At 61.4% G+C, this 20,075-nt stretch carries 27 protein-coding genes; 10 read left to right on the top strand and 17 right to left on the bottom strand.

From position 1 onward, the window contains the following. Positions 1–288: 288 nt before the first annotated feature. Together B9A12_RS01030 and B9A12_RS01025 are read right to left on the bottom strand one after the other, a co-directional pair. Positions 289–1,260, bottom strand: a complete 972-nt coding sequence (locus B9A12_RS01030; RefSeq protein ID WP_170920251.1) for a radical SAM protein — start codon at positions 1,258–1,260, stop codon at positions 289–291. Next, entirely contained in the window at positions 1,257–1,697 is a 441-nt protein-coding gene (locus B9A12_RS01025) for a MerR family transcriptional regulator (protein ID WP_212636778.1), read from the bottom strand. Before B9A12_RS01025 ends, B9A12_RS01030 begins: the two co-directional genes overlap by 4 nt. 448 nt (positions 1,698–2,145) lie before the next feature. Between B9A12_RS01025 and ilvD the strand changes: the two genes are divergently transcribed. From ilvD to B9A12_RS00985, 8 genes are all read left to right on the top strand, one after another. Beyond that, entirely contained in the window at positions 2,146–3,804 is a 1,659-nt protein-coding gene (ilvD, locus tag B9A12_RS01020) for a dihydroxy-acid dehydratase (RefSeq protein WP_084055683.1), read from the top strand. A 100-nt stretch (positions 3,805–3,904) separates the two neighbouring features. After that, positions 3,905–4,720 carry a class I SAM-dependent methyltransferase gene (locus B9A12_RS01015; protein WP_084055682.1) on the top strand — a complete coding sequence of 272 codons (816 nt, stop codon included), beginning with the start codon at positions 3,905–3,907 and terminating at the stop codon, positions 4,718–4,720. A gap of 16 nt (positions 4,721–4,736) precedes the next feature. Continuing rightward, positions 4,737–5,750 (top strand): AmmeMemoRadiSam system radical SAM enzyme, encoded by a 1,014-nt coding sequence (amrS, locus tag B9A12_RS01010; protein ID WP_084055681.1) that lies wholly within the window; start codon positions 4,737–4,739, stop codon positions 5,748–5,750. Next, a complete protein-coding gene (locus tag B9A12_RS01005) occupies positions 5,750–6,406 on the top strand; it encodes an endonuclease III domain-containing protein (protein ID WP_084055680.1) in 657 nt (218 codons plus the stop codon). Before amrS ends, B9A12_RS01005 begins: the two co-directional genes overlap by 1 nt. A 25-nt stretch (positions 6,407–6,431) precedes the next feature. Beyond that, positions 6,432–6,908 (top strand): universal stress protein, encoded by a 477-nt coding sequence (locus B9A12_RS01000; protein ID WP_084055679.1) that lies wholly within the window; start codon positions 6,432–6,434, stop codon positions 6,906–6,908. A gap of 113 nt (positions 6,909–7,021) precedes the next feature. After that, positions 7,022–7,456: a hypothetical protein gene (locus tag B9A12_RS00995; RefSeq protein ID WP_139796424.1), complete on the top strand. Its 435-nt coding sequence runs from the start codon at positions 7,022–7,024 to the stop codon at positions 7,454–7,456. Continuing rightward, positions 7,456–8,172, top strand: coding sequence for a hypothetical protein (locus tag B9A12_RS00990; RefSeq protein WP_084055677.1), 717 nt, complete (start codon positions 7,456–7,458; stop codon positions 8,170–8,172). The genes B9A12_RS00995 and B9A12_RS00990 overlap by 1 nt, the downstream gene beginning before the upstream one ends. Positions 8,173–8,318: 146 nt before the next feature. Then, positions 8,319–8,882, top strand: a complete 564-nt coding sequence (locus tag B9A12_RS00985) for a shikimate kinase (RefSeq protein WP_084055959.1) — start codon at positions 8,319–8,321, stop codon at positions 8,880–8,882. Positions 8,883–8,903: 21 nt separating this feature from the next. Here B9A12_RS00985 and B9A12_RS00980 read toward each other — a convergent pair whose 3' ends face one another. From B9A12_RS00980 to B9A12_RS00955, 6 genes are all read right to left on the bottom strand, one after another. After that, positions 8,904–9,392 (bottom strand): adenylyltransferase/cytidyltransferase family protein, encoded by a 489-nt coding sequence (locus tag B9A12_RS00980; protein WP_084055676.1) that lies wholly within the window; start codon positions 9,390–9,392, stop codon positions 8,904–8,906. Next, entirely contained in the window at positions 9,376–9,876 is a 501-nt protein-coding gene (locus B9A12_RS00975) for a hypothetical protein (RefSeq protein WP_084055675.1), read from the bottom strand. Before B9A12_RS00975 ends, B9A12_RS00980 begins: the two co-directional genes overlap by 17 nt. A gap of 360 nt (positions 9,877–10,236) precedes the next feature. Beyond that, positions 10,237–10,794 carry a tRNA (cytidine(34)-2'-O)-methyltransferase gene (locus B9A12_RS00970; protein ID WP_084055674.1) on the bottom strand — a complete coding sequence of 186 codons (558 nt, stop codon included), beginning with the start codon at positions 10,792–10,794 and terminating at the stop codon, positions 10,237–10,239. A gap of 39 nt (positions 10,795–10,833) precedes the next feature. Next, complete coding sequence (locus tag B9A12_RS00965) at positions 10,834–11,217, bottom strand: Lcl C-terminal domain-containing protein (protein ID WP_170920250.1); 384 nt, start codon at positions 11,215–11,217, stop codon at positions 10,834–10,836. Positions 11,218–11,842: 625 nt separating this feature from the next. After that, positions 11,843–12,088 (bottom strand): DUF2283 domain-containing protein, encoded by a 246-nt coding sequence (locus B9A12_RS00960; RefSeq protein ID WP_084055672.1) that lies wholly within the window; start codon positions 12,086–12,088, stop codon positions 11,843–11,845. Beyond that, positions 12,073–12,372 carry a hypothetical protein gene (locus B9A12_RS00955; protein WP_084055671.1) on the bottom strand — a complete coding sequence of 100 codons (300 nt, stop codon included), beginning with the start codon at positions 12,370–12,372 and terminating at the stop codon, positions 12,073–12,075. Before B9A12_RS00955 ends, B9A12_RS00960 begins: the two co-directional genes overlap by 16 nt. Before the next feature lie 412 nt (positions 12,373–12,784). Between B9A12_RS00955 and B9A12_RS00950 the strand changes: the two genes are divergently transcribed. Continuing rightward, positions 12,785–13,609, top strand: coding sequence for an alpha/beta fold hydrolase (locus tag B9A12_RS00950; protein WP_084055670.1), 825 nt, complete (start codon positions 12,785–12,787; stop codon positions 13,607–13,609). Positions 13,610–13,762: 153 nt separating this feature from the next. On the opposite strand, the gene B9A12_RS00945 is transcribed toward B9A12_RS00950, so the two are convergent. Further along, positions 13,763–14,425 carry an alpha/beta hydrolase gene (locus B9A12_RS00945; protein ID WP_084055669.1) on the bottom strand — a complete coding sequence of 221 codons (663 nt, stop codon included), beginning with the start codon at positions 14,423–14,425 and terminating at the stop codon, positions 13,763–13,765. Positions 14,426–14,442: 17 nt separating this feature from the next. Continuing rightward, positions 14,443–15,228: an AMP nucleosidase gene (locus B9A12_RS00940; protein WP_084055668.1), complete on the bottom strand. Its 786-nt coding sequence runs from the start codon at positions 15,226–15,228 to the stop codon at positions 14,443–14,445. A 197-nt stretch (positions 15,229–15,425) separates the two neighbouring features. Here B9A12_RS00940 and B9A12_RS00935 point away from each other — a divergent pair, with 197 nt between their 5' ends. Beyond that, on the top strand, positions 15,426–16,364 hold the full coding sequence (locus tag B9A12_RS00935; RefSeq protein ID WP_170920249.1) for a patatin-like phospholipase family protein: 939 nt from the start codon (positions 15,426–15,428) through the stop codon (positions 16,362–16,364). A gap of 169 nt (positions 16,365–16,533) precedes the next feature. On the opposite strand, the gene atpF is transcribed toward B9A12_RS00935, so the two are convergent. The 7 genes from atpF to B9A12_RS00900 all read right to left on the bottom strand — a co-directional run bounded on the left by atpF (position 16,534) and on the right by B9A12_RS00900 (position 19,982). Further along, complete coding sequence (gene atpF / locus B9A12_RS00930; protein ID WP_084055666.1) at positions 16,534–17,121, bottom strand: F0F1 ATP synthase subunit B; 588 nt, start codon at positions 17,119–17,121, stop codon at positions 16,534–16,536. Positions 17,122–17,139: 18 nt separating this feature from the next. Next, positions 17,140–17,565, bottom strand: a complete 426-nt coding sequence (locus tag B9A12_RS00925; protein ID WP_084055665.1) for a F0F1 ATP synthase subunit B — start codon at positions 17,563–17,565, stop codon at positions 17,140–17,142. A gap of 26 nt (positions 17,566–17,591) precedes the next feature. Next, entirely contained in the window at positions 17,592–17,843 is a 252-nt protein-coding gene (atpE, locus tag B9A12_RS00920; protein ID WP_084055664.1) for an ATP synthase F0 subunit C, read from the bottom strand. Between the two features lie 22 nt (positions 17,844–17,865). Next, complete coding sequence (gene atpE, locus B9A12_RS00915; RefSeq protein ID WP_084055663.1) at positions 17,866–18,600, bottom strand: ATP synthase F0 subunit C; 735 nt, start codon at positions 18,598–18,600, stop codon at positions 17,866–17,868. Then, entirely contained in the window at positions 18,600–19,274 is a 675-nt protein-coding gene (atpB, locus tag B9A12_RS00910; RefSeq protein WP_084055662.1) for a F0F1 ATP synthase subunit A, read from the bottom strand. The genes atpE (B9A12_RS00915) and atpB overlap by 1 nt, the downstream gene beginning before the upstream one ends. Before the next feature lie 61 nt (positions 19,275–19,335). Continuing rightward, positions 19,336–19,746, bottom strand: a complete 411-nt coding sequence (locus B9A12_RS00905; RefSeq protein WP_084055661.1) for an ATP synthase subunit I — start codon at positions 19,744–19,746, stop codon at positions 19,336–19,338. A gap of 11 nt (positions 19,747–19,757) precedes the next feature. Next, a complete protein-coding gene (locus tag B9A12_RS00900; protein ID WP_084055660.1) occupies positions 19,758–19,982 on the bottom strand; it encodes an AtpZ/AtpI family protein in 225 nt (74 codons plus the stop codon). Between the last annotated feature and the right edge of the window lie 93 nt (positions 19,983–20,075).

The raw sequence follows: 20,075 nt of genomic DNA, 5'->3' as shown, positions 1-20,075 counted from the left end.
ACCACAGGTTCACCGCCACCCGTCTGCAGGGTTCCCCACGCTTGATCACCACCCCATTCAACGATTGGAAAGGTACCGGATGATCTACGGGATGATCTACCGGTCTTAAGTATAAGGGCAGATGAAACAGAGAATCAATTGAAGCCTCTCCACGATCGGTCCCCGCCGGGCGTGGAAGGAAACAGGGCAGGGTCCGTTCCCGCCCCGGGGCGATCCCCGCCGGAAAAAACAGCCCCTGGGCAGTCCGAGCCGCACCCGCGAGAGGAGCCGGTTTTTTGGGGTCTCGCATTATGGATCACGGGTGCCGGTCTCCCCACACAGAAACTCCCCTCCGTGGAACCGACGCCGCACCAGACGGCCTTCCCTTTCCAGATCCACCACGGCTTGCAAAACCCGCTCGACCGGAGCGCCCAGCACATCGGCTGTCTCCTCCGGGGTGCACGGGCGGCGCCTTACCAAGGCCACGATCCGATCGGGCAGGTCATCGCAGGACGACTCCGTTTGGCGGGAGCGGAAGGATCCGATCACTTCCGTGCATCCGGCGGGAAACAGGACGGCCGCCCGCTCCATCTCATGGGGCTCAAGCCCCTGAACAACCGGGTCGGCAGGGGGCCGCACCACCGTATTCAATTCCACTCGGTCCGGCCCGATCCCTTCCACCAGACGCGCCAGGCGATGCAGGTGCTCGGGGCTGTCGTTCACACCGCGCGCCAGTACGATCTCCAGGTGGTATTGGCCCCCATAATCCCTTCGGAACGCTCGAAGCCCCTCCAGCACACGTTGAAATTCCAGGCGGGGATGGGGGCGATTGAGTCGTGCAAAGGTTTCTTCGTCAGCGGCATCCAAGGACGGGATCACCCGGTCGAATGGCAGCAGATCCCGGCGCACGGCGGGATCCCACAAAAGCGTTCCGTTGGTGAGCATCACCAGGGGAAACTCTGGAAAACGACGCTTGATCGCCCCCGCCAGCTCTCCCAGGGGTTGGTACAGGGTGGGCTCGCCGGCAGCCGAAAAGGTGAGAACATCCACCGCCGCGCCATGTCGGCGCAAAAACGCCTCCAGCTCGGCCATCACCGGATCGGGCGCAAAAAAGGCGCGCCTTCGCAGGGTCAGGTGGGTGGTGGAGCCCGATTCGCAATAGATGCAGTCGAGGGAACAGGTTTTGGCGGGGATGACATCGATGCCCAAGGACCGGCCCAGGCGCCGGGAAGGCACGGGGCCGAACAGAAAACCTGCATGTTTCACCTCACGGCGGCTCACATCGGGCCCCCTTCCTTTTCGGCAGAACACTTCTGCATCATCACGTGGTTCTTCCTCTGGATGTAGACCTCGCACTCGGCGCAGACCCGGCCCTTTTCCTGACACGCCCTCGGCACCAGATCCCAGCAAGGGACCGGGAAGTTGAGGATGGCCGGACAGCTCTTTCGAACCTCTTGATCGCAGCCTCGAATCTCCCAGCAGGGGGCCACCGTGAGCAGCTTCTTCACGCCCGCAATGTTCAAGCCGTCTTCGGTGAGTAGACGCCGCAGACACTTGAGCCATTGGAGATCGTTGTTGGAATAGTAACGCTTGCCCCCCCGGCGCGCAGGCTTGATCAGGCCTTCCTGCTCATAGATCCGCAGGGTTCGGGGATGGATGTTGAGCAATTCGGCAACGATGCCGATGGGATAAAGCGCCTTGCCGCTTTCAATATCCATGACGCCCACCTCCTTCGTATTGGTGCACAACAAAGTCACATGACGTGTTTGTTGATATAGAATTGGCAATCGCATTGTCAAGGAAGGAATCCTTGGCGTTCCCACTTCAGTGACCGTTCCTTTTCCCTTGCCAACACCGGAAGGGTTACAGTACCCTCACGGGGACGGGGCAAGTGGTGAACATTGCGACTCTTTTTCTTTTCCACCCAGGTCCCAGCGGGCCGCCATCGGGTGGGGGGAGAACGGCTGCGGGGAAGGATCCCGGGACATCCCATGGGCCATTGCCGGGCACTCCATGGAATGGTGGTGACGATGGCCCTTTTTGCGGGTCAACGCCCCGCGGCCACGGTGGGAAGGGAAACTTCCCGTAGTGTTGAGCCGCAGGGCCCTGATCGGACAAGCTCCTTTGGCCGTTATCTGTCTGCCGACCATAAAGAGAGAGGCTACCATGCGAAGTGATCTCATGAAGAAAGGACCGGAAAAGGCGCCCCATCGCTCCTTGTTCAAGGCCATGGGCTACACCCGAGAAGAACTGGAGCGCCCGATTGTGGGCATTGTCAACTCCTTCAACGAAATCATCCCCGGCCACATCCACTTGGACAAGATCGCCCAAGCCGTCAAAGCCGGGGTGCGCATGGCGGGCGGAACGCCCGTGGAGTTTTCCACCATCGGCGTGTGCGACGGCATCGCCATGAATCACGCCGGAATGCGCTACAGCCTGGCCAGCCGGGAATTGATCGCCGATAGCGTGGAAGTGATGGCCACGGCCCATCCCTTCGACGCCCTGGTGCTCATTCCCAACTGCGACAAGATCATCCCCGGCATGCTCATGGCCGCCTTCCGCCTCAACATCCCCACCCTTTTGGTGAGCGGAGGGCCCATGCTGGCGGGCCGGGTGGGCCGTCGCCCTGTGGATCTCATCTCCGTCTTTGAGGGCGTGGGTGCCCACAAGGCGGGAACCCTTTCCACGGAGGAATTGGAAGAGCTGGAGGACTGCGCCTGTCCCGGCTGCGGATCCTGCGCGGGCATGTTCACGGCCAACTCCATGAACTGCCTGAGCGAGGCTCTGGGGTTGGCTCTTCCCGGCAACGGGACCATCCCGGCGGTTTCGGCCGCCCGATTTCGCCTGGCCAAGACGGCGGGCATGAAGATCATGGACCTGATCGCCGCGAACAAGCTCCCCAAAGATCTGGTCACCCAGGCATCGTTCGAAAACGCCATTGCCGTGGACATGGCCCTGGGCTGTTCCACCAACACGGTGCTCCATGTGCCGGCCATCGCCCACGAGGCCGGCATCACCCTGGATCTGGATCTTTTCAACAGCATGAGTGCCAAGACGCCCCATCTGTGCAGCCTGCGACCCGGCGGCCCGCACTTTCTGGAAGATCTCAACGCCGCGGGCGGCATCCAGGCCGTCATGAGGGAGCTGGCCAAGGGCGGTCTCATCCACCTGGACGCCCAAACCGTGACCGGACAGACAGTGGGAGCCAACCTGGAACGGGTGAAGGCCGTGGACCACGACGTGATCCGGCCCCTGGACAAGCCCTACCATCAGGAGGGGGGCATCGCCATCCTGTACGGCAACCTGGCTCCGCAGGGCGCGGTGGTCAAGCAGAGCGCCGTGGCCCATGAGATGATGCAACGCACCGGAAGGGCACGGGTCTTTGAAAGCGAAAACGAGGCGGCCTCCGCCATCCTGATCGGTCAGATCCGCCCGGGCGACGTGGTGGTCATCCGCTACGAAGGGCCCAAGGGCGGTCCGGGCATGCAGGAGATGCTCACCCCCACGGCGGCCATCGTGGGCCGGGGCCTGGACAAGGACGTGGCGCTCATCACCGACGGCCGCTTCAGCGGCGGAACCCAGGGCGCGGCCATCGGGCACATCAGCCCGGAAGCGGCCGCCGGGGGCCCCATTGCCCTTGTGGAAGAGGGCGACGAGATCGTGATCGACATCCCCGGCAAGAAGCTGGAACTCAAGGTGGACGAGGCCACCCTGGAGGCGCGTCGCGCCCGGTGGCAGCCCAAAGAGCCCAGGATTCGCCATGGCTATCTGGCCCGTTACGCTCGGATGGTCACCAGCGGAGCCCAAGGCGCCGTCTTGGAGTGATGGGTGAGGCGCGGCGGGCAGCGGACTGGATGACGCGCCCCTTTTCCAAAGAGAGCCGGGGGGACATCCCTCCCAATCCTTTCACTTAGAGGATAGGCCCGTGGGATACGTCTTTCGCCTGGAAGACGCCTTGAGGATGGAACGTTGGGCCCAGAGTGAACCGGGCCGGACGGCGCTTCGGCTGGAACGCCTGCTGCTGGAGCGCGTCTGGGCCCCGGTGGGCCCCCAGCGCGTCCTGGAGGTGGGCTGCGGCACGGGCTTCTTTCTCCGGTGGTTCAGCCAACGGGGCCACGCGGTCACGGGTCTGGAGCCGTCCTGGGAGCTGGTCCTGGAGGCGCAGCGCCGCCTGCCGGACAGGATCTCCGTCCGACACGGGTTTGCAGAAGATTTACCCTTCAGCGACAATGAATTCGACACAGTGGCCCTGATCACCACCCTGGAATTCGTGGACAAGCCCCAGGCGGCCCTGGCGGAGGCGTGCCGGGTGGCCAGAAAGCACGTGCTGCTGGGGGTTTTGAACAAGTGGTCCCTGAGCGGCCTTTACCGGCGCCTGGAATTTTTGTGGAAACCCTCGCTTTTTCGGAAGGCCTCCTTCTACTCCGTACCCCAGCTCCGAAGGATGGCGGGCTCCATCCTCCACGGTCCCCCTCCCTGTGTGTGGCGCACCTGTTTCCTCTTGCCCCTGAGCACCCTTGCCCACACCGCCTTTCTCGAAAGCGCTCCCTGGCTCCAGGTGCATCCGTTCGGTCACTTCATCGCCATGCGCATCGACCTGCGCCCCTTGACCCGGCCGCTCCAGGAACCGCTCATGGACAAGGTCATGAACCCCGGACGCCCCCATGCCCAGATCTCCTGCTGGCGCAAGCCCAGCCCTCCGCCGACCATGGGGCAGGGCGCCGGGTGGAACGCGCTGTGACGGAGGACTGACGCCCATGAAGGAAGCTCGCTTCTACGAGAGACTGGAAGACGAGGCGGTCCGCTGCGCCCTGTGTTGCCACCGGTGCGTGATCAAGGAAGGGAAGGCAGGGATTTGCGGGGTTCGCCGGAATGAAGGCGGAACGCTCTATTCCCTGGTCTACGGCCGCCTCGTTGCGGCCAACGTGGACCCCATCGAAAAGAAGCCGCTCTTCCACTTCCAACCGGGTTCCAGAAGCTATTCCATCGCCACCGCGGGCTGCAACTTCCGCTGCCTCTTTTGCCAGAACGCGGACATTTCCCAGCTCCCCCGGGAACATGGTGCGGTGTTGGGTAGCAAAGCCTCGCCCGACAGGGTGGTGGAAGAAGCCCTCAAGGCCGGCTGCGCCAGCATCAGCTACACCTACACGGAACCGACCGTTTTCATGGAATACGCCCTGGAGGTGGCCTCCCGGGCCCGGGCCGCCGGCTTGACCAACGTCTTCGTCACCAACGGCTTCATGTCCCCCGAGGCCCTGGAAGCACTGGCGCCGGTATTGGACGCCGCCAATGTGGATCTCAAGTCTTTCCGGGACCGCTTCTATCGGGATCAATGCGGTGCCCGCCTGGAGCCCGTTTTGGAGACTCTCCGAACCCTCAAACGCCTGGGGGTCTGGGTGGAAGTGACCACGCTCATCATTCCCGGGCTGAACGACGATCCGGAAGAACTGAAGGAACTGGCCGCTTTCGTGGCGTCCTTGGGCCCGGAAACCCCCTGGCACGTCACCCGGTTCCATCCCACCTACAAGCTCACCGACCGGCGATCCACCCCCGTTCAGACCCTGCAGGCGGCCCGCCGGACCGGACGGGAAGCCGGGCTGCATTACGTCTACACGGGAAACATCCCTGGAGATGAAGGAGAAAACACCTTGTGTCCCGGCTGCGGGGTCACCGTCCTTCGCCGGTTCGGTTTTGCCATGCACAACGTGGGGCTCCGCCGAGGGCACTGCACGGCCTGCGGCCGCAAGATCGAAGGGGTGGGCCTGCCGTGATGTCCTCTGCCCGAAGCCGGCTGCTGCACCAGATCTACACCACTCTTCGCCAGGCCTACGGCCCGCAGGGCTGGTGGCCCGCGGACACCCCTTTCGAGGTCATCGTGGGGGCCATCCTGACTCAGAACACGGCCTGGAAGAACGTGAGACGGGCCATGGACAATCTAAAGGCGGCGGGCCTACTGCAATTGCAGGCGCTGCTCCAGGCGGATGAGGACCAGGTGCGCCAGTGCGTCCGCCCGTCCGGATACTACAACCAGAAGACCAGGCGCCTGCGCACCTTTTGCCGGCACGTGGCGCAGCGCTGGCAGGGGGACCTGGAGGCCTTCCTGACCCAGGACATGGAAGGACTGCGCCGGGAGCTCTTGTCCCTCAACGGCATCGGGCCGGAAACCGCCGACAGCATCGTGCTCTACGCCGCCCATCAGCCTTCCTTCGTGGTGGACACCTACACGCACCGGGTCTTTTCCCGTCACGGTTGGGTGCCCGAAGAGGTGAGCTACGAAGAATTGCGCAACTATTTTATGGACGCCCTGGAACCCGATGTGTATCTTTTTAAGGAATTCCATGCACTGGTGGTTCGGGTGGGACACGAACACTGCGGACGCAAGCCGTCCTGCCCGGGGTGCCCGCTTGAACCCTTGAGGGAAGAGTGAGTCCAGCTTTCAGCAGGAGCGAGATATGATTCGAGTGGAAAAGATTCTGGTGCCGGTGGATTTTTCCGAATATTCCCAGAAGGCCGTCAAGTACGGGGTGGAACTGGCCAAAGACAGGAAGGCTTCCCTGACCCTGCTGCACGTGATCAACCAGCGGATCATCGACGCCGTCCACGAATTGAGCGTCAAGGGCTACAAGGGGGACTTCGTGGAGGTCATGCGCAAGATGGTGACCGAACGCGAAGCGGAACTACAGCAGATGGTCCCCCAGGACTGGCGGGAAGGCCTGACGGAACTGAATTTCGAGATCCGGAAAGGACGCCCCTCCGAAGAAGTGATCCAATACGCCAGGGAACACGGCATGGATCTCATCGTGGTGGGAACCCATGGAAGGTCGGCTCTGGCCAGCGTCCTTCTGGGCAGCGTGGCCAACACCGTGGTTCTCCGGGCTCCGTGCCCCGTCCTGGTGGTTCGCGCCATCGAACACGACTTCGTGGAGTAGCCCGCCTTCGCCGAGCCATGATGGAAGAAGAATCCAGTTCCTTCCGCCACCCCCTTTCCGACGGACGGTGGCGGAATTTTTTTGCCGGGGCTGAAAGGATCCTACCCCGGGAGGTGCAAGCAGAGCTCCGGGCACATGCCCGATCCATCCGCCGGGCCGTGGAAGAGCTGGACCCGTGGATGGAAGCCCTATGTGCCGACACATGCCCCGATTGCCGGGACCCCTGTTGCACCGCCGGAGGCATTTTTTACAACCTGGCGGACATGCTCTATCTTTTGGCCCTGGAACAGGCCCCGCCCCCGGGCCAGACCCGGACCCGGACGGGAGAGCCGTGCCGTTACCTGGGGCCCGGAGGATGCGCCCTTGCCCGCATCCAGCGCCCTTACGTGTGTGTCTGGTTTCTGTGTGAGCCGCAGGCTCAAAGGCTTTCTGAAGAGCCCGGGCGGGTCCAGAGGCGGGTGGTGGAACTCTACCTCCGCATCCGCCGGCACCGACTGGCCCTGTTGGAGGCGGTGGGGCCGTACCGGCCGATCCTGGAGGATCTTTGATGGTTCTTTCCTTTTTGAGAGACCGGCGTCTGGGCAGCCAGCTCAAGCTGGAGCTGGAGTACGAACTGGAGCACCTGCCCAAGCCTCCCAAAAAGGGTAAGACCGTGGAGGCCTACTTTCAGGACATGGTGGCCTACGTCCAGCGCTTTTGCGACCGAAAGATCGCCTTCCTTCCCAAGTTCGAACGAAACCACGGGGTTGTGTTCAGCCAGGGCTACCGCCGTCGCTACCTGGCCAAGTGTTTCGACGCCCTGGCGGAGGATCTTCAAAAGATCTTGCTGGAATACCTGGAAATCGATTTCATCTTTTTCGTCCAGCAGGCCGCCCGATCCCACGGGACCGACGACGACCTGGAATCCCTGGAGGCTTTCTGGAGCGAGCTGGAAAAGGGATTGTTGGAAAAGACGCACCGTCTTCTCTCCCAGTGGTACGACGAGCCCTTGCGCGCCCACCTGGAAGTGATCGTCCAGGAAGGGCAGATAGAGCCCAAACGCCAGGAGGAGCTGCGCCGACTCCACCAAAAGAACGTTCAGGGGCTGCGGGAAAGGAGCGAACGGATCATCCGCCGATTCTGCCGCCACAAGGACGGCCAAACGGCCAGGGACCAATTTCGGCAGGTCCTGACAGAACAGCGGGAGCAGTTGCCCGGCTTTTGCCAACGTTTGCGCGAACAGGGATTCCGAGTGGATCCGCCACCCGGGGCGGGTGCAGAGTGAAGAACCGGGACGGAGGCGTGCGGGGAAGGGGCTGGCAGAAACCGCGTTCGTTCCGCATCACCCACCCAGTGCGTTGTTGTGCCGGGACCCTGTGAGCCTGTGGATGGAGACCGGTGGAAGTCCAAAAGAGAAGGCGAGAGGACTTGATGGATCGAAAACGAATCGCCGGCGCACGATTGTCCCAGACCGACCGGAACCTGGTTCTGATCGGGATGCCGGGGGTGGGAAAGAGCACCCTGGGCGTTCTTGTGGCCAAGGCCCTCAGCACCCCCTTTCTCGACACGGACCTCCAGATCCAAGCCGAACACGGAAAGAGACTTCATGAAATCATCGCCCGGGTGGGACTCGCCCGATTCAAGCAGGTGGAAGAAGAAGCCGTCTGCTCCCTTGCCGTGACGGGCACCGTCATCGCCACCGGCGGCAGCGTGATCTACAGTGACCGGGCCATGGCCCATCTCAAGGCCCACGGGGGGGTCTTGTGGCTCGATCTTTCGTGCCCCCTTCTGGAAAAGAGGCTGGGCGACCTGGACGAGCGGGGCGTGGTGCGCGCGCCGGGACAAACCCTGCAGGACCTCTACGACGAACGAAGGCCCCTCTATGAGCGCCACGCCGACGTGCGCGTTCTCTTGGACGGACTGGACCACAAAGCGGGAGCCGCCGCGATCGTCCGGGCCTGGCAGGCGTGGAAAGATGAACGAGGGCGGGATTGATGCCGGGATTGGCCAATCCGGCTAAGGGGCCGTGAGACCAAGGATCTTTTCGATCAGAAAGGTGCTGGAAAACCCTTCCACCAAGGGAATCCGCTCCACCCGGCCGCCGTGGCTTCGCACCCAGTCGGCGCCCACGATCCGGTCCTCGGGCCAGTCGGCTCCCTTGACCAGCACATGGGGCGTGAGGCGCTGGATCAGCAAGAGCGGATCCGGCGTGTCAAAGACCACCACACAGTCCACGCAGTGCAGGCCGGCCACCATTTCCGATCGGGCCCATTCGGGGACGATGGGCCGCTGGGAGCCCTTGATGGCCTGAACCGATCGGTCCGAATTGACCCCCACCACCAGAAAATCCCCCAGGGCTGCGGCGGCCTCCAGGTAGCGGAGGTGACCCACGTGGAGGAGATCGAAACAGCCGTTGGTGAAAACGAGGCGCCGGCCCTTGCGCCGGAGCTCGCCGCACAGCACCTCCGCCTGCTCCATGGAACGTATCTTATTTCGAGCTTTCATGGGACGTGCCGGCCGGATCGGCGTCGGGGCTTTCGCGCTCCAAATCGCGGAGCAACTGGAGGGCCTTTTCGCGGGGGTAATCCCTGGGGATCTGCAGCCGCTCGCTTTCCAGTGCGTCGATCACGCCCTCGGCATACATCTTCACCCAGAAGGGAAGGCTCACATCGTCCGCGTTGGCCACCCGGATAATCTTTCCCGGATCCTCCACGAACACGTCCCCCTTGAAGATGGACTTGAGGCATCGGAGCGCTTCCCGCCCCTGCCCCCGGCGCCGGGCCCCCTCCACCTCCAGATGATAGAGGGTGATCTCCTTGGTTCCGTCGGAGGCCAGGGAGACGCTCATTTCACCCCAGAAGGCCCCCGGCTTCCGGAACTTCAGGATCTCCATGGGGCCGTGGCCCTTGAGGATGGTCAACAGTTCCCTGATGGACAGTTCACCATAGGCAGCTTTCCAGATGATGCCTTTCCACTCTATTTCCGCCACTCGCACTCGCTCCAGGTATCCGTTGATAACCCGTGCCCTTGGACCGGGCCCTCTTCTTCGTGCCGGCCAGCTTTCTTTCCGCTTGGCGCACGGCGCAGCGCAAATCCCGCTCCCACTGGCCGCCCTTACGGACGCCAGAATCTCGGACCACGAAAGAACTCAAAGGAGGATCTTTCTTCGAGCAGTCCCTGCTCTCAAAAAAGACCACTCAGTAACGGTTCCCTTTGCCCATGACCACATAATAGAGGCCCATCTCCTGGACCTCGGGGCACAGCTCCAAAATCTTGTGCTGCAGGCCTTCCTTGCTCATGCTTTCCATGGGAACCCTTTGCACGTTCGATGTCCTTGTCGCTCCAGATTTCACGGGATCCTACTCTCCCCGCACATCCGCGTGGTCCATGGGGCCCCGTCCTGCAAGGGCCCGACGGGAAGGGACGTGGTCCGGGCGGCCACCGTTGGCCGGCTCAATTGACGGCGGGCTTCGAAGAGCCCCACACCCACTGTGGTGGCCAGATTGAGACTGCGCACATGCTCGCAGTCCATGGGAATGGACACAACCCGGTCCCAGGCGCTTTCCAACAGCTCCTCCGGAAGTCCCCGCGTTTCCGGCCCGAACACCAGGATGTCCCCCGGCAGAAAGTCAAAATCATAGTAAGGGCACGCCCCCTTCTTGGAGAAGAAGACGAGGCGCCGGTGCTCCACGGCTCTAAGGAAGGTGTCCAGATCGGGATGCACCCGCACCTGCACATGAGGCCAGTAGTCCAGGCCCGCCCGTTTCAGATGCCGGTCGGTGAGGCGAAACCCCAGGGGCTCCACCAGGTGCAGGGGCGTGCGAGTCGCCGCACACGTGCGGGCCACGTTTCCCGTATTGGGCGGGATCTCCGGCTCCACCAGCGCCACTTCCACAGAAGATGTCATGGCAACCCGTTGCACTGACTCCCCCGTCACCTTGGGCGCCTATGCGTTTCGAACGGCCCGAACAAAGTAGTTGGCATACTTTTGTTCCACCACGTAAAGATCGCCGTAATAAAAATCGGCATAGACCGCCCGATGGTGCTCCGCTTCGGTGGAACTCCAGCAGCAGCGCTGATCCCCAAAGACCGGGTCGATATAAAGGCCCGTTTCCCGACTTTCTTCCGCCGTGAGCAAGGTGGCCAGCTCTTCCTGAGTGGGGTATCGCCAGTCGTCAAAGCCTCCCCACGCCTCCTGGTTGAGCCGCTCCACGTAGGCAAACCCCTCCGGCCACATCATCCGATCCGACGAGGCGCCCCGCTGCCACATCAAACCCGTTTCCTTGTCCAGCACCAGAATGTCCTTTCGCACCGTAAATCGAGCGCTCATGGTCCCCTCCTTCCGAATGGGAAGAGCCGTTGCGGGATATGATGGATTGGGCGGGGAAAAGGGCTGCATCTCCACTGTCTCAACACCTCATTGCTTCAGGTTTACGACCCCTTGCATCAAGACGAGCCCATCGGCACAGCATGGGGGCTTCATACCACAAGTTGAAGACCTCACCAAACGGCAACTGATCTCCCATGAGATAACAACCTGTTAGAGATGTATGCACACGATATGATCGCCCGTCATGGCGCTTCTCACAATCCACAAGATCCATGAGTGTGCAGCGTGATCGGGTCCCTGTCGTCAACTTGGCAGAGCACCCTGCGCACAATTCGAGCTTGATTTTGGGCATGGCATGAAACGATGCGTCATTGGGATGGAAGTGGAACCTCAGACGAGGGCCACTTGGGATCGCACGCGCTGCCCAATGGAGCAGCGCCTGGGATCTCCCCTCTGTGCCCCTGTCATTGAGACACCTAACCCTTCTAAATTGGTAAAGACCAGGCAGAAGAAGGAATCGGATGAGATCAATTCAGAATCGGGAAACAGGGGTAGGCATGAGGGTACCGGAAGGAGCCCGTGGGGCGGGAAAGCCCGCTCCCTTGAACAACGAAACGCGGTCGCGCTATTGAGAACGTGTTGATGCATCCAGAATCGTTATCCCCACCAGATCATCACCCTTGTACCGCAACAAGATGCCTTCTTCGGTCATTTCCGTGTCTGTTGCTTGTTGGGGACGACGAAAACTGATGTACAGAACATCTGCCTCCACGTCATAATCCACCCAGAATCGTCGTTCTGGAAACTTGAGCAACAAAGGAACGGCTGACGTTACCGATTCTACAGTCCGAGAAGCTATGTTTTTTTCCATATGGCCCTCTTTCTATTGATTTTACTATCGAAATAAGCTGTGATAACAAATCCGTCATCACAGCTCACCTGACGATAGATGGCAAACAGATATCGCTTCCTACCATAGTTGCGGACGGCAATCAGCGAGCCTCGATACCCGGGCAACACCAGATCGGGATCGGCAACGGTTTCCAGGACGTCATCGTAATGGCCGGCCATGTCGTCGAGGTTTTCCACTATATGGAACCATCGTTCTTCAGTCAGCCTTATGGGAACTCCATCAACAGATATAACCGTGTCCATAATGCGCCTGTCACCTTTCCTTCACCTAGCCACCGGCTGATCTGAAGCCCAATTGTCATTATACACGAGGTACCTGGTGCGTGGCGAAAAAGGAGCATCTCTGCTGAAACGATGCGCGAGTACCGCACTATGCTCAAAGAGCCCGGGCGTTGTCCTCGCGTCTTGGTTCAGCGCGTAATGGGTTGTTTTTATTCCCAAATAGGCCGCCTTTCCCGTTATCGGGAGCTTGCCAGGCAGGACTTTAGAGCGCATTGCCTCTGGGCACTGCGTCATGCTTTTGCCGTCTCGTTTTGCTCCTCTCCCCTATGCAGTTAACAGATACAGAAGAGAATTCCAATTCCGTGCGCCGCCCTATTCGCTTGACCCCGGAGGCGGGAGGCTCTTATAGAAGGTGGACGAGAAAGGAGGGGATATGATGGCGTTTTGTGGAACGGAGTCTGGGAAGATCTATTACGAGGTGCACGGAAACGGCCCGCCGCTTCTTTTGGTGAGCGGATTGGGCGGAGGGACCTGGTCCTGGTACGGCCAGGTTCCCTATTTTAGCCGCCGATACACCACCATCGTCTTCGACAACCGCGGCGCCGGCCGCTCTGCCATGCCGCCCGGCCCCTACACCATGGGCGATTTTGCTTCGGACACCCTCGCCCTGCTGGACCACCTGGGCATCGACCGATGCTTTCTGGCCGGGCTCTCCATGGGCGGTATGATCGCCCAGGAAACAGCGCTTCTGGCCCCCCAGCGTTTCCAGGCCCTGGCCCTGGGCTGCACCCACTGCGGCGGCACGGCCCGCATCGCCCCCACCCCGGAGGTCATCGCCCGGTTCACGGACAACGCCGGCCTGAGCCAGGAAGAGATCATCGAGAAGAACCTGCCGTTTTTCTTCAGCCGCCGGGCCCTCGAAGAAAAGCCGGATGTGGTGGAGGCCTACAAGACCGCCCAGTTGAGCGTGCCGCTTCAGCCTTCGGAAGCCTTTCAGGCTCAGTTGGCCGCGATCCAGACCTTCGACTGTTGCGACCGTCTGGGATCGCTTTCCATCCCCACCCTGGTCGTCACAGGCACGGAAGATGTCCTGGTTCCCCCGGAAAATGCTCGCATCTTGGCGCACCGCATCCCCGAAGCCCTTCTTGTGGAGCTGGAAGGTGCGGGCCATGCGCTCCATGCGGAGTGCCGGGACGAGCTGAACCGGCTGCTGGACGATTTCTTTTCGGGACGTCCGGTTGGAAAGACAGAAGAATAACCTCCCCCGTTTCTCGCCGTTCTTTCCACAGAAGCGGGGAGAGGGCAATGGGAAGCAGGCAGGGACCTCCCGCTTAGGAAGGGCGGACGCACCGTCGGATTCCCGAACCCCATCGGCGCCGACGGCCCCAGGGGGAGGTTCCTCCACCCAATGTCAGATTTGCTCTCCGCGGGAGGCTGCCCAGTGGTGCGGCGCCACGCGCCAGGACTCCAGGAACGCCCGCACCCTGGAGGTGACCTCGCCTTCCTTGCCCCAGTAGAAGTGATCGCATCCCGGGACCACTTCCAGCCGACAGACGGCGTTTCGGGGCCGACTCCGCTCATGCCAGGACCGCACCTGGTCCACAACAGCAAACGTGTCCTGATCGCCCACAATCACCAGGCTGGGACGATCCGGAAGGGACAGGGAGCGGAAGTCGAGAAAGGTGACGGCGGGAGAGACGAGCACCAGAGCGGCCGGGTCCAGTCCCGCTGCACAGGCCTTCAAGGCCACCCATGCGCCGAAGGAATAGCCCGCCAGATGCACCTGCACACAACCCCGTTGGGCCAGGTAGCGGCAGACCGCCAGCACATCTTCCGCCTCGCCGTCCCCGCCCCCGTAGGCCCCTGTGCTCCGGCCCACCCCGCGGAAGTTGAACCGGACCGTTCCCCAACCCATCTCCCCGTAGAGCCGCTCCAGGGCCAGGAGCAAGGGCGTGTCCATGGCACCTCCATAGAGGGGGTGAGGATGGCACAGCACGACCGCTTCCGCCCCGTCTCGAAGGTTCAAAACGGCTTCCAGGCGGTGGGTTCCCGCCTCGATCATGACCCTTTCCATCCGGTTTCCCTGTCTTTTTACCATTCACTGGTGAGCTTTCGCTCCACCGCGTCCCAATGGGCATCCAGGGCCTTCACCGCTTCCAGACCCAGATCGATGTGGGTATCCATGAAGTCATCGTAGACCTTCTGGTGGAGTTCCTTGCTCTTGATACCCCGGCGCTGCAACGGCATGTCGGAGACCAGCATGATGGAGCCGATGGGCACCTCAAAGCGGTAGGAGACGGAAAAGAGCGTGGCCAGTTCCATGTCGATGGCCAGAATCCGCTGGTTTCGGAGATAGTCCACAAAGGCTTCGTCGAACTCCCACAGGCGGCGGTCCGTGGTGTAGACAATCCCGCACTTGGGCACCATCTGCGCCCGCTTGACGGCTCCAATGCAAAAGAGATTGACCGAAGAGGCGGGAATGGCGGGAAATTCTCTCGGCAGGTAATGACGGCTGGTGCCTTCCCCTCGGATGGCCGCCGACGGAACCACGAAATCACCCACTTCCAGGGTGTCGTCGATCCCGCCGCACATGCCCAGCATGATCACCGATTTGAGCTGATCCAGGTAGGCCAGGCAATGGATGACCAGGGCGGCCTGGGGGGATCCGATGCCGAAGTCGATGAGCGTGCAGTTCCTGTCCGGAACCGTCACAACCCGGAAGTTCCCTTCGCTGAACTCCCCACCCGTCTTTTCCCGAAAACACTGGGTGTAGCGCCGGAAGTTGGTGATGATCACATGCTCGCAGAAACGATCCAGACTCAGGCCGGTGTAGCGCTCCAAGGTCTGCCGCACGTATTCGTGTTCCTTCAACCGCATCGGTGACCACCTCCCGAAGCATGGGGTGTGCCCGGCCCCGCCGGAACGGCCCCCTCCGGTCCCGGCTTCAGCCCCTTTGGACTTTGTGCTATGATACCCTGACCTTTAAGATCCTTTGACGTTTCAGCATACGACAGTCGCAAATGAAACGCCATACCCATCCCGTTGGGAATCTCCCGCGGAAGGGAGCGGAGTCCATGAAGACAGGACTGGTTCTGAGCGGCGGGGCCGCCCGGGCGCTGGCCCACCTGGGTGCCTTGCAGGCACTGGACGAAATGAAACTCCCGGTCCACGTATTGGTGGGCACCAGCATGGGGGCCATCATCGGTGCCCTCTACGCCCATTACGGATCGGCTGAAGCCGTGTATCAGAAGATCCACACGTTCGTGGAAAGCGAGCGCTTCCACAGCACCCTTTCCTTTGCAGTGGACGAATCCAAAGCCACCTCCACCCACTCCCTCTTCGAGCGCTTCGGCCAGCAGATTCGAAAGGGCTACTTTTACACCCGGCTTGTCACCCAGCCCAGCCTGGTGCCGGAAGACGACTACTGGAGACTCCTTTCGGATCTGGTGCCGGATGTGCGCATCGAGGATCTTCCGGTGCCCTTCGGGGCCGTGGCCTTGGATATCCTGACGGGAGACGAAGTGGTCTTTACCAAGGGCCCCCTGCTCCGCGCCTTGGGTGCCAGCGCCTCCATACCCGGCATGGGCCCGCCCGTGCGCTATCGAGGCCGCCTTCTGGTGGACGGCGGCTGGATCGATAACGTCCCGTGCCGACCGGCCCGACATCTGGGAGCACGTTTCGTCGTGGCCGTGGAGACCTCCTCGGACGTTTCCGATATCCAGCCCCTTCCCGATTCGGCCCTGGAATACGCCCTTCGGAGCAGCGAGGCCTCACGGATCGCCCTCAACAAGCTCCGGCTCTCGGACGCTGATGTCGTGGTCCGGCCCGCGGTCGCCCACATCCGCTGGTCCGATTTCCACCTCTTTCATGACGTGGTGGACGAAGGACGGCGCGCCTGGCGGGAAGCCGCCCCCAAGATGGCCCGCACCCGGCGCCTCCAGGCCTTCAATCCCTTGGTGCGATTCAATCGGCGCCCCTACCCGGACACCGCCCCGAGCCTGGTGTTTCTCTGATTTGTGAGAGATGGGGACGACGAGAACGGATCTGACGGGCCCTGGCTCCCCCGACGCCCACGTGGGCGGGCAAGGCCTTGGACACCGCCAAAGTCCCCAAAAAACAAAACCCCCTGGGGGCGTCCAGAGGGTTTGAGTGGCGTTGGATAAAGGAAGGTAGGCGCGCGCTTCAGCTGGCCTTTGGCTCCACCTTCTTCAGTTGGCCCAGGTAGGCCTGCAGAAGCTTTGTCTGGTCCTTTTTGGTGATCTTCTTTTTCAGACGTTGTTCCGCCAAAGCGACCGCCATGTCCACCACCTCCGCCCGGAAGCGTTTCTTGGCCTCCTCAAAATCGCGCTGGGCGGCGGCCTTGGCATCTTCCAGGATCTGCTTGCGGGTCCGTTCGGCCTGAGCCAGGATCTTCTCCTTTTCCTCCTGGCCGATCTGGTGGTAGTGGGCCCGGATGCTTTCGATCTTCTCGTCCAGCTGGGCCAGCAGCCTTTCCTGCTCCTCCTGCTGGCGCTTGAGGGCCTCTTCCTTTTCCTCCAGCCGTTCAAAGACCTGGGCGATCTCCTCACGGCGTTCCTTCAGGAAGCTGACCAACGGATCCTTGAGGTACTTGACCAGCAAGAACACAAAGATACCGAAGTTGATCCATCTCCAGGCCAAATCCCACGTGGCCCGCTCGATCCCGAACACGGTCGAGGACGCGGCCGCAGGATCGGCCGCCATGACGACCGCTCCCAGAGCGGCCAAGGCACCCATGGTCAATTTCCACATCGTCCGACTCCAGACCTCTTAGACCCTTCGGCCAACGACCTTGGTCGTGATCTCGAAAGAGAGAGCCTCCGCCTGCTTTTTCAGATCTTTGCGAGCCTTCTCCAGCTCCTGGAGAGCCTGCTCCCGCGCCTTTCGGCGAAGCTCCGCCACCTCCTCCTGGGCCGTGGCAAAGGCCTCGTGTGCTTCCCGGCTGGCCCTTTCCCGGAGGGCCTTCCTGGCCGCCTGGGCGTCCGCCTCGGCCGCCCGGAGCCGCGACTCATAGGCTTGTGCCATCTTACGCAGCTCTTCGCTCGCCGCATCCAATCCCAGCTCGCGTTCCCGAATGGCCTCGTCCCGCTGCAAGATCACCCGATGGATGGGCTGGATCATCAAGCGGTTGAGAACAAAGACCAGGACAAGAAAGAAGGCGACCTGAACAAAGATCGTGGCATTCAGGCTAATCATGGCAGTCTTTTCTTTCCGCGTTCCGCTTATTTCACCACAAACATGAGCAGGAGCGCCACCACCAGCGAGTAGATGCCGGTGGACTCGGAAACCGCCTGCCCCACCAGCATGGTCCGGGTCAGCAAACCGGCTTCTTCCGGGCGACGTCCAATGGCCTCACAGGCCTTGCCCGCAGCGAAGCCTTCCCCCACGCCCGGGCCGATGGCACCCAGCCCCATGGCAAGACCTGCCCCCAACAAAGCCAGTCCTCGAATGAAATCAGCGCCTGAAATTTCCATGTCTCTCCAACCTCCCAGTCAATCATTTTAAGAAGATCAGCAACAAAGCCACCACCAAGGAGTAAATGCCCGTGGACTCCGCCACGGCCTGCCCCACCAACATCGTGCGCGTCATGAGGGCCGTGTTTTCCGGGTTGCGCGCGATTTGGTATACGGCGTTTTCCGCGGCGATCCCCTCGCCGATGCCCGGACCGATGGCCCCGAAGCCCATGGCAAGACCGGCACCCAAGAGACCACACAGCCCCGGAAAGGTCATGGCCTCAGGCAACTGCTTGAAGAGCAGAAGGAGCGCAATGAGAAAGCCGTAGATCGCCGTGGACTGGGACACACCCGCCCCAATGAGCATCAGGGTCGTGATGGGCCCGGCAACGGCGGGCTGGCGTCCGATTCCCATACAGGCTCCCCCAGCCGGCAGGCCGGAGCCCACCCCGCATCCAATGGCAGACAAACCCATGGACAAGCCCGCCCCCAGGTACGCCCAAGCCGTGAGCAGCGGCTTGCCCGAACTGGGGCCAAAAAGCAAGAGCATGGCGATCACCAGGCCGAAGATCCCGGCCGTTTCGGCCACCGCCTGCCCCACCAGCATGGTCTTCAAAATCTCCCCCGCAAGCCGGGGCCTGTAGGAAAGGACCTCGTTGGCCCGGCCGGCGGCGTAGCCCTCTCCAATCGCCGCACCAATCGCCGCAAACCCAACGGAAAACCCCGCCCCAAGCATCGCAGCCGCCCTAATCCAATCCGCCTGTTCCCACGTCATCATCACTTTACCTGAACCGAGATGTAAACCAAGGTTAACATCGTGAAGACAAACGCCTGCACCGTCCCGACAAACACGCCAAAGAAGCCGTACAGAAACGGAGGAATGATCAGTCCGTATACCAAGTGGCTGACGACCAAGATGATGATCGATCCCCCCATGATGTTGCCGTAGAGACGGAAGGAGATGGAGATCACCTTGGCCAGCTCGCCGATGACGTTGAGGGGCATCATGAAAAAGATCGGCTCAAAGTACTCCTTGATGTAGGCGCCGAACCCCTTCGTTTTGATCCCGGCATAGTGGGCGATGAAAAAGCCCATGATCCCCAGGCCCAGCGGGGTATTGAGGTCCTTGGTGGGCTCCTCCATGTGCGGCACGATCCCGATCCAGTTACAGAGGAGAAGGAACATGAAAAGGGAGCAGATCATGGGGAAATAGGTCTTGGCCATGTCCTCGTCGAGGGCGTCTTTGGTCAAGTTCCAGAAGGAGTCCACAAAGAGCTCGGCCACAATCTGAAAGGGATTGGGAATCAAGCCGGTCCGCCGGGTCGCGAGCCATCCGAAGGCGATGAGAAGCCCCATGATGATGAGAGTCATCACGATGGTGGTCGCATTGAACACTAAATGAAACCCCGCCACATCCAGCGTCCACGTCCATACTTTGGTCAGATCTTCCATCGCTTACCTCAAAGTCCCCAGCCGTCTATCCCAAAGTCCATGGATCCCTGCAGCGAAAGACTCAGCGGGTTTGCACCCGGTATCGGCTGAGACGCTGCCAAACCACACTCTCCATGAAGATGGCAACCGGAACCACAAAAAGCCCGGCAGCCGCCGCCCAGAAATTGAACCGATCGGATTTGGAGGCCACCACCAAGGGGATCGCCATCAGGGCGAGCCGTACCGTCAACGACCCCAAAGCCCACGCGGTGGCCCGCGCCCTCCTTCCTCCCAGGCCCATCTGGCGTGGCAGCATCTGGGCCATCAAGGCAAAATTGAGAACGCTGAAAAGGGATCCCAGCACCAGCCCCTTGGCTACGGCACTGTAGCCGGCCACGTGGAGCAAGAGCCCCGCCATGACGGCCGCCGTGAAGGCGCCTCGTGTCAGACGCCGCCGGTATCTGTGGTAATCTGAAAGATCGGCCGTCTCCAACGGGTCCCCTCTCACTTCTTGGGCAGCTGGGTGATCTGTCGGTAAACGGTCACCGCGCCTCCCACCACACCCAGCACGATGAAGACCACCAGAAAAACCCCCCGGGTGTGGAGCCACTTGTCCAGGAAGTAGCCGATGACGAAACAGAACAGGATACTCCCGGCCATGGTCAGGCCCAGCTGGCTGACCAGGGCCAGATACTCCACCAAATCCCGGTTCTTCTTGAAGTCCTTCATGAACGTTCCATCTCGCCATCCATAGGGCGCATCCTTTCTAGCACAGGCGCCATAGATTGTGAAACAATTTTTTTGTTGTTGCACACTTCCCGT

Origin of the sequence: Desulfacinum hydrothermale DSM 13146 (assembly GCF_900176285.1) — a bacterium.
Lineage (GTDB): Bacteria > Desulfobacterota > Syntrophobacteria > Syntrophobacterales > DSM-9756 > Desulfacinum > Desulfacinum hydrothermale.
This window is presented reverse-complemented; position numbering and strand designations above follow the sequence as displayed.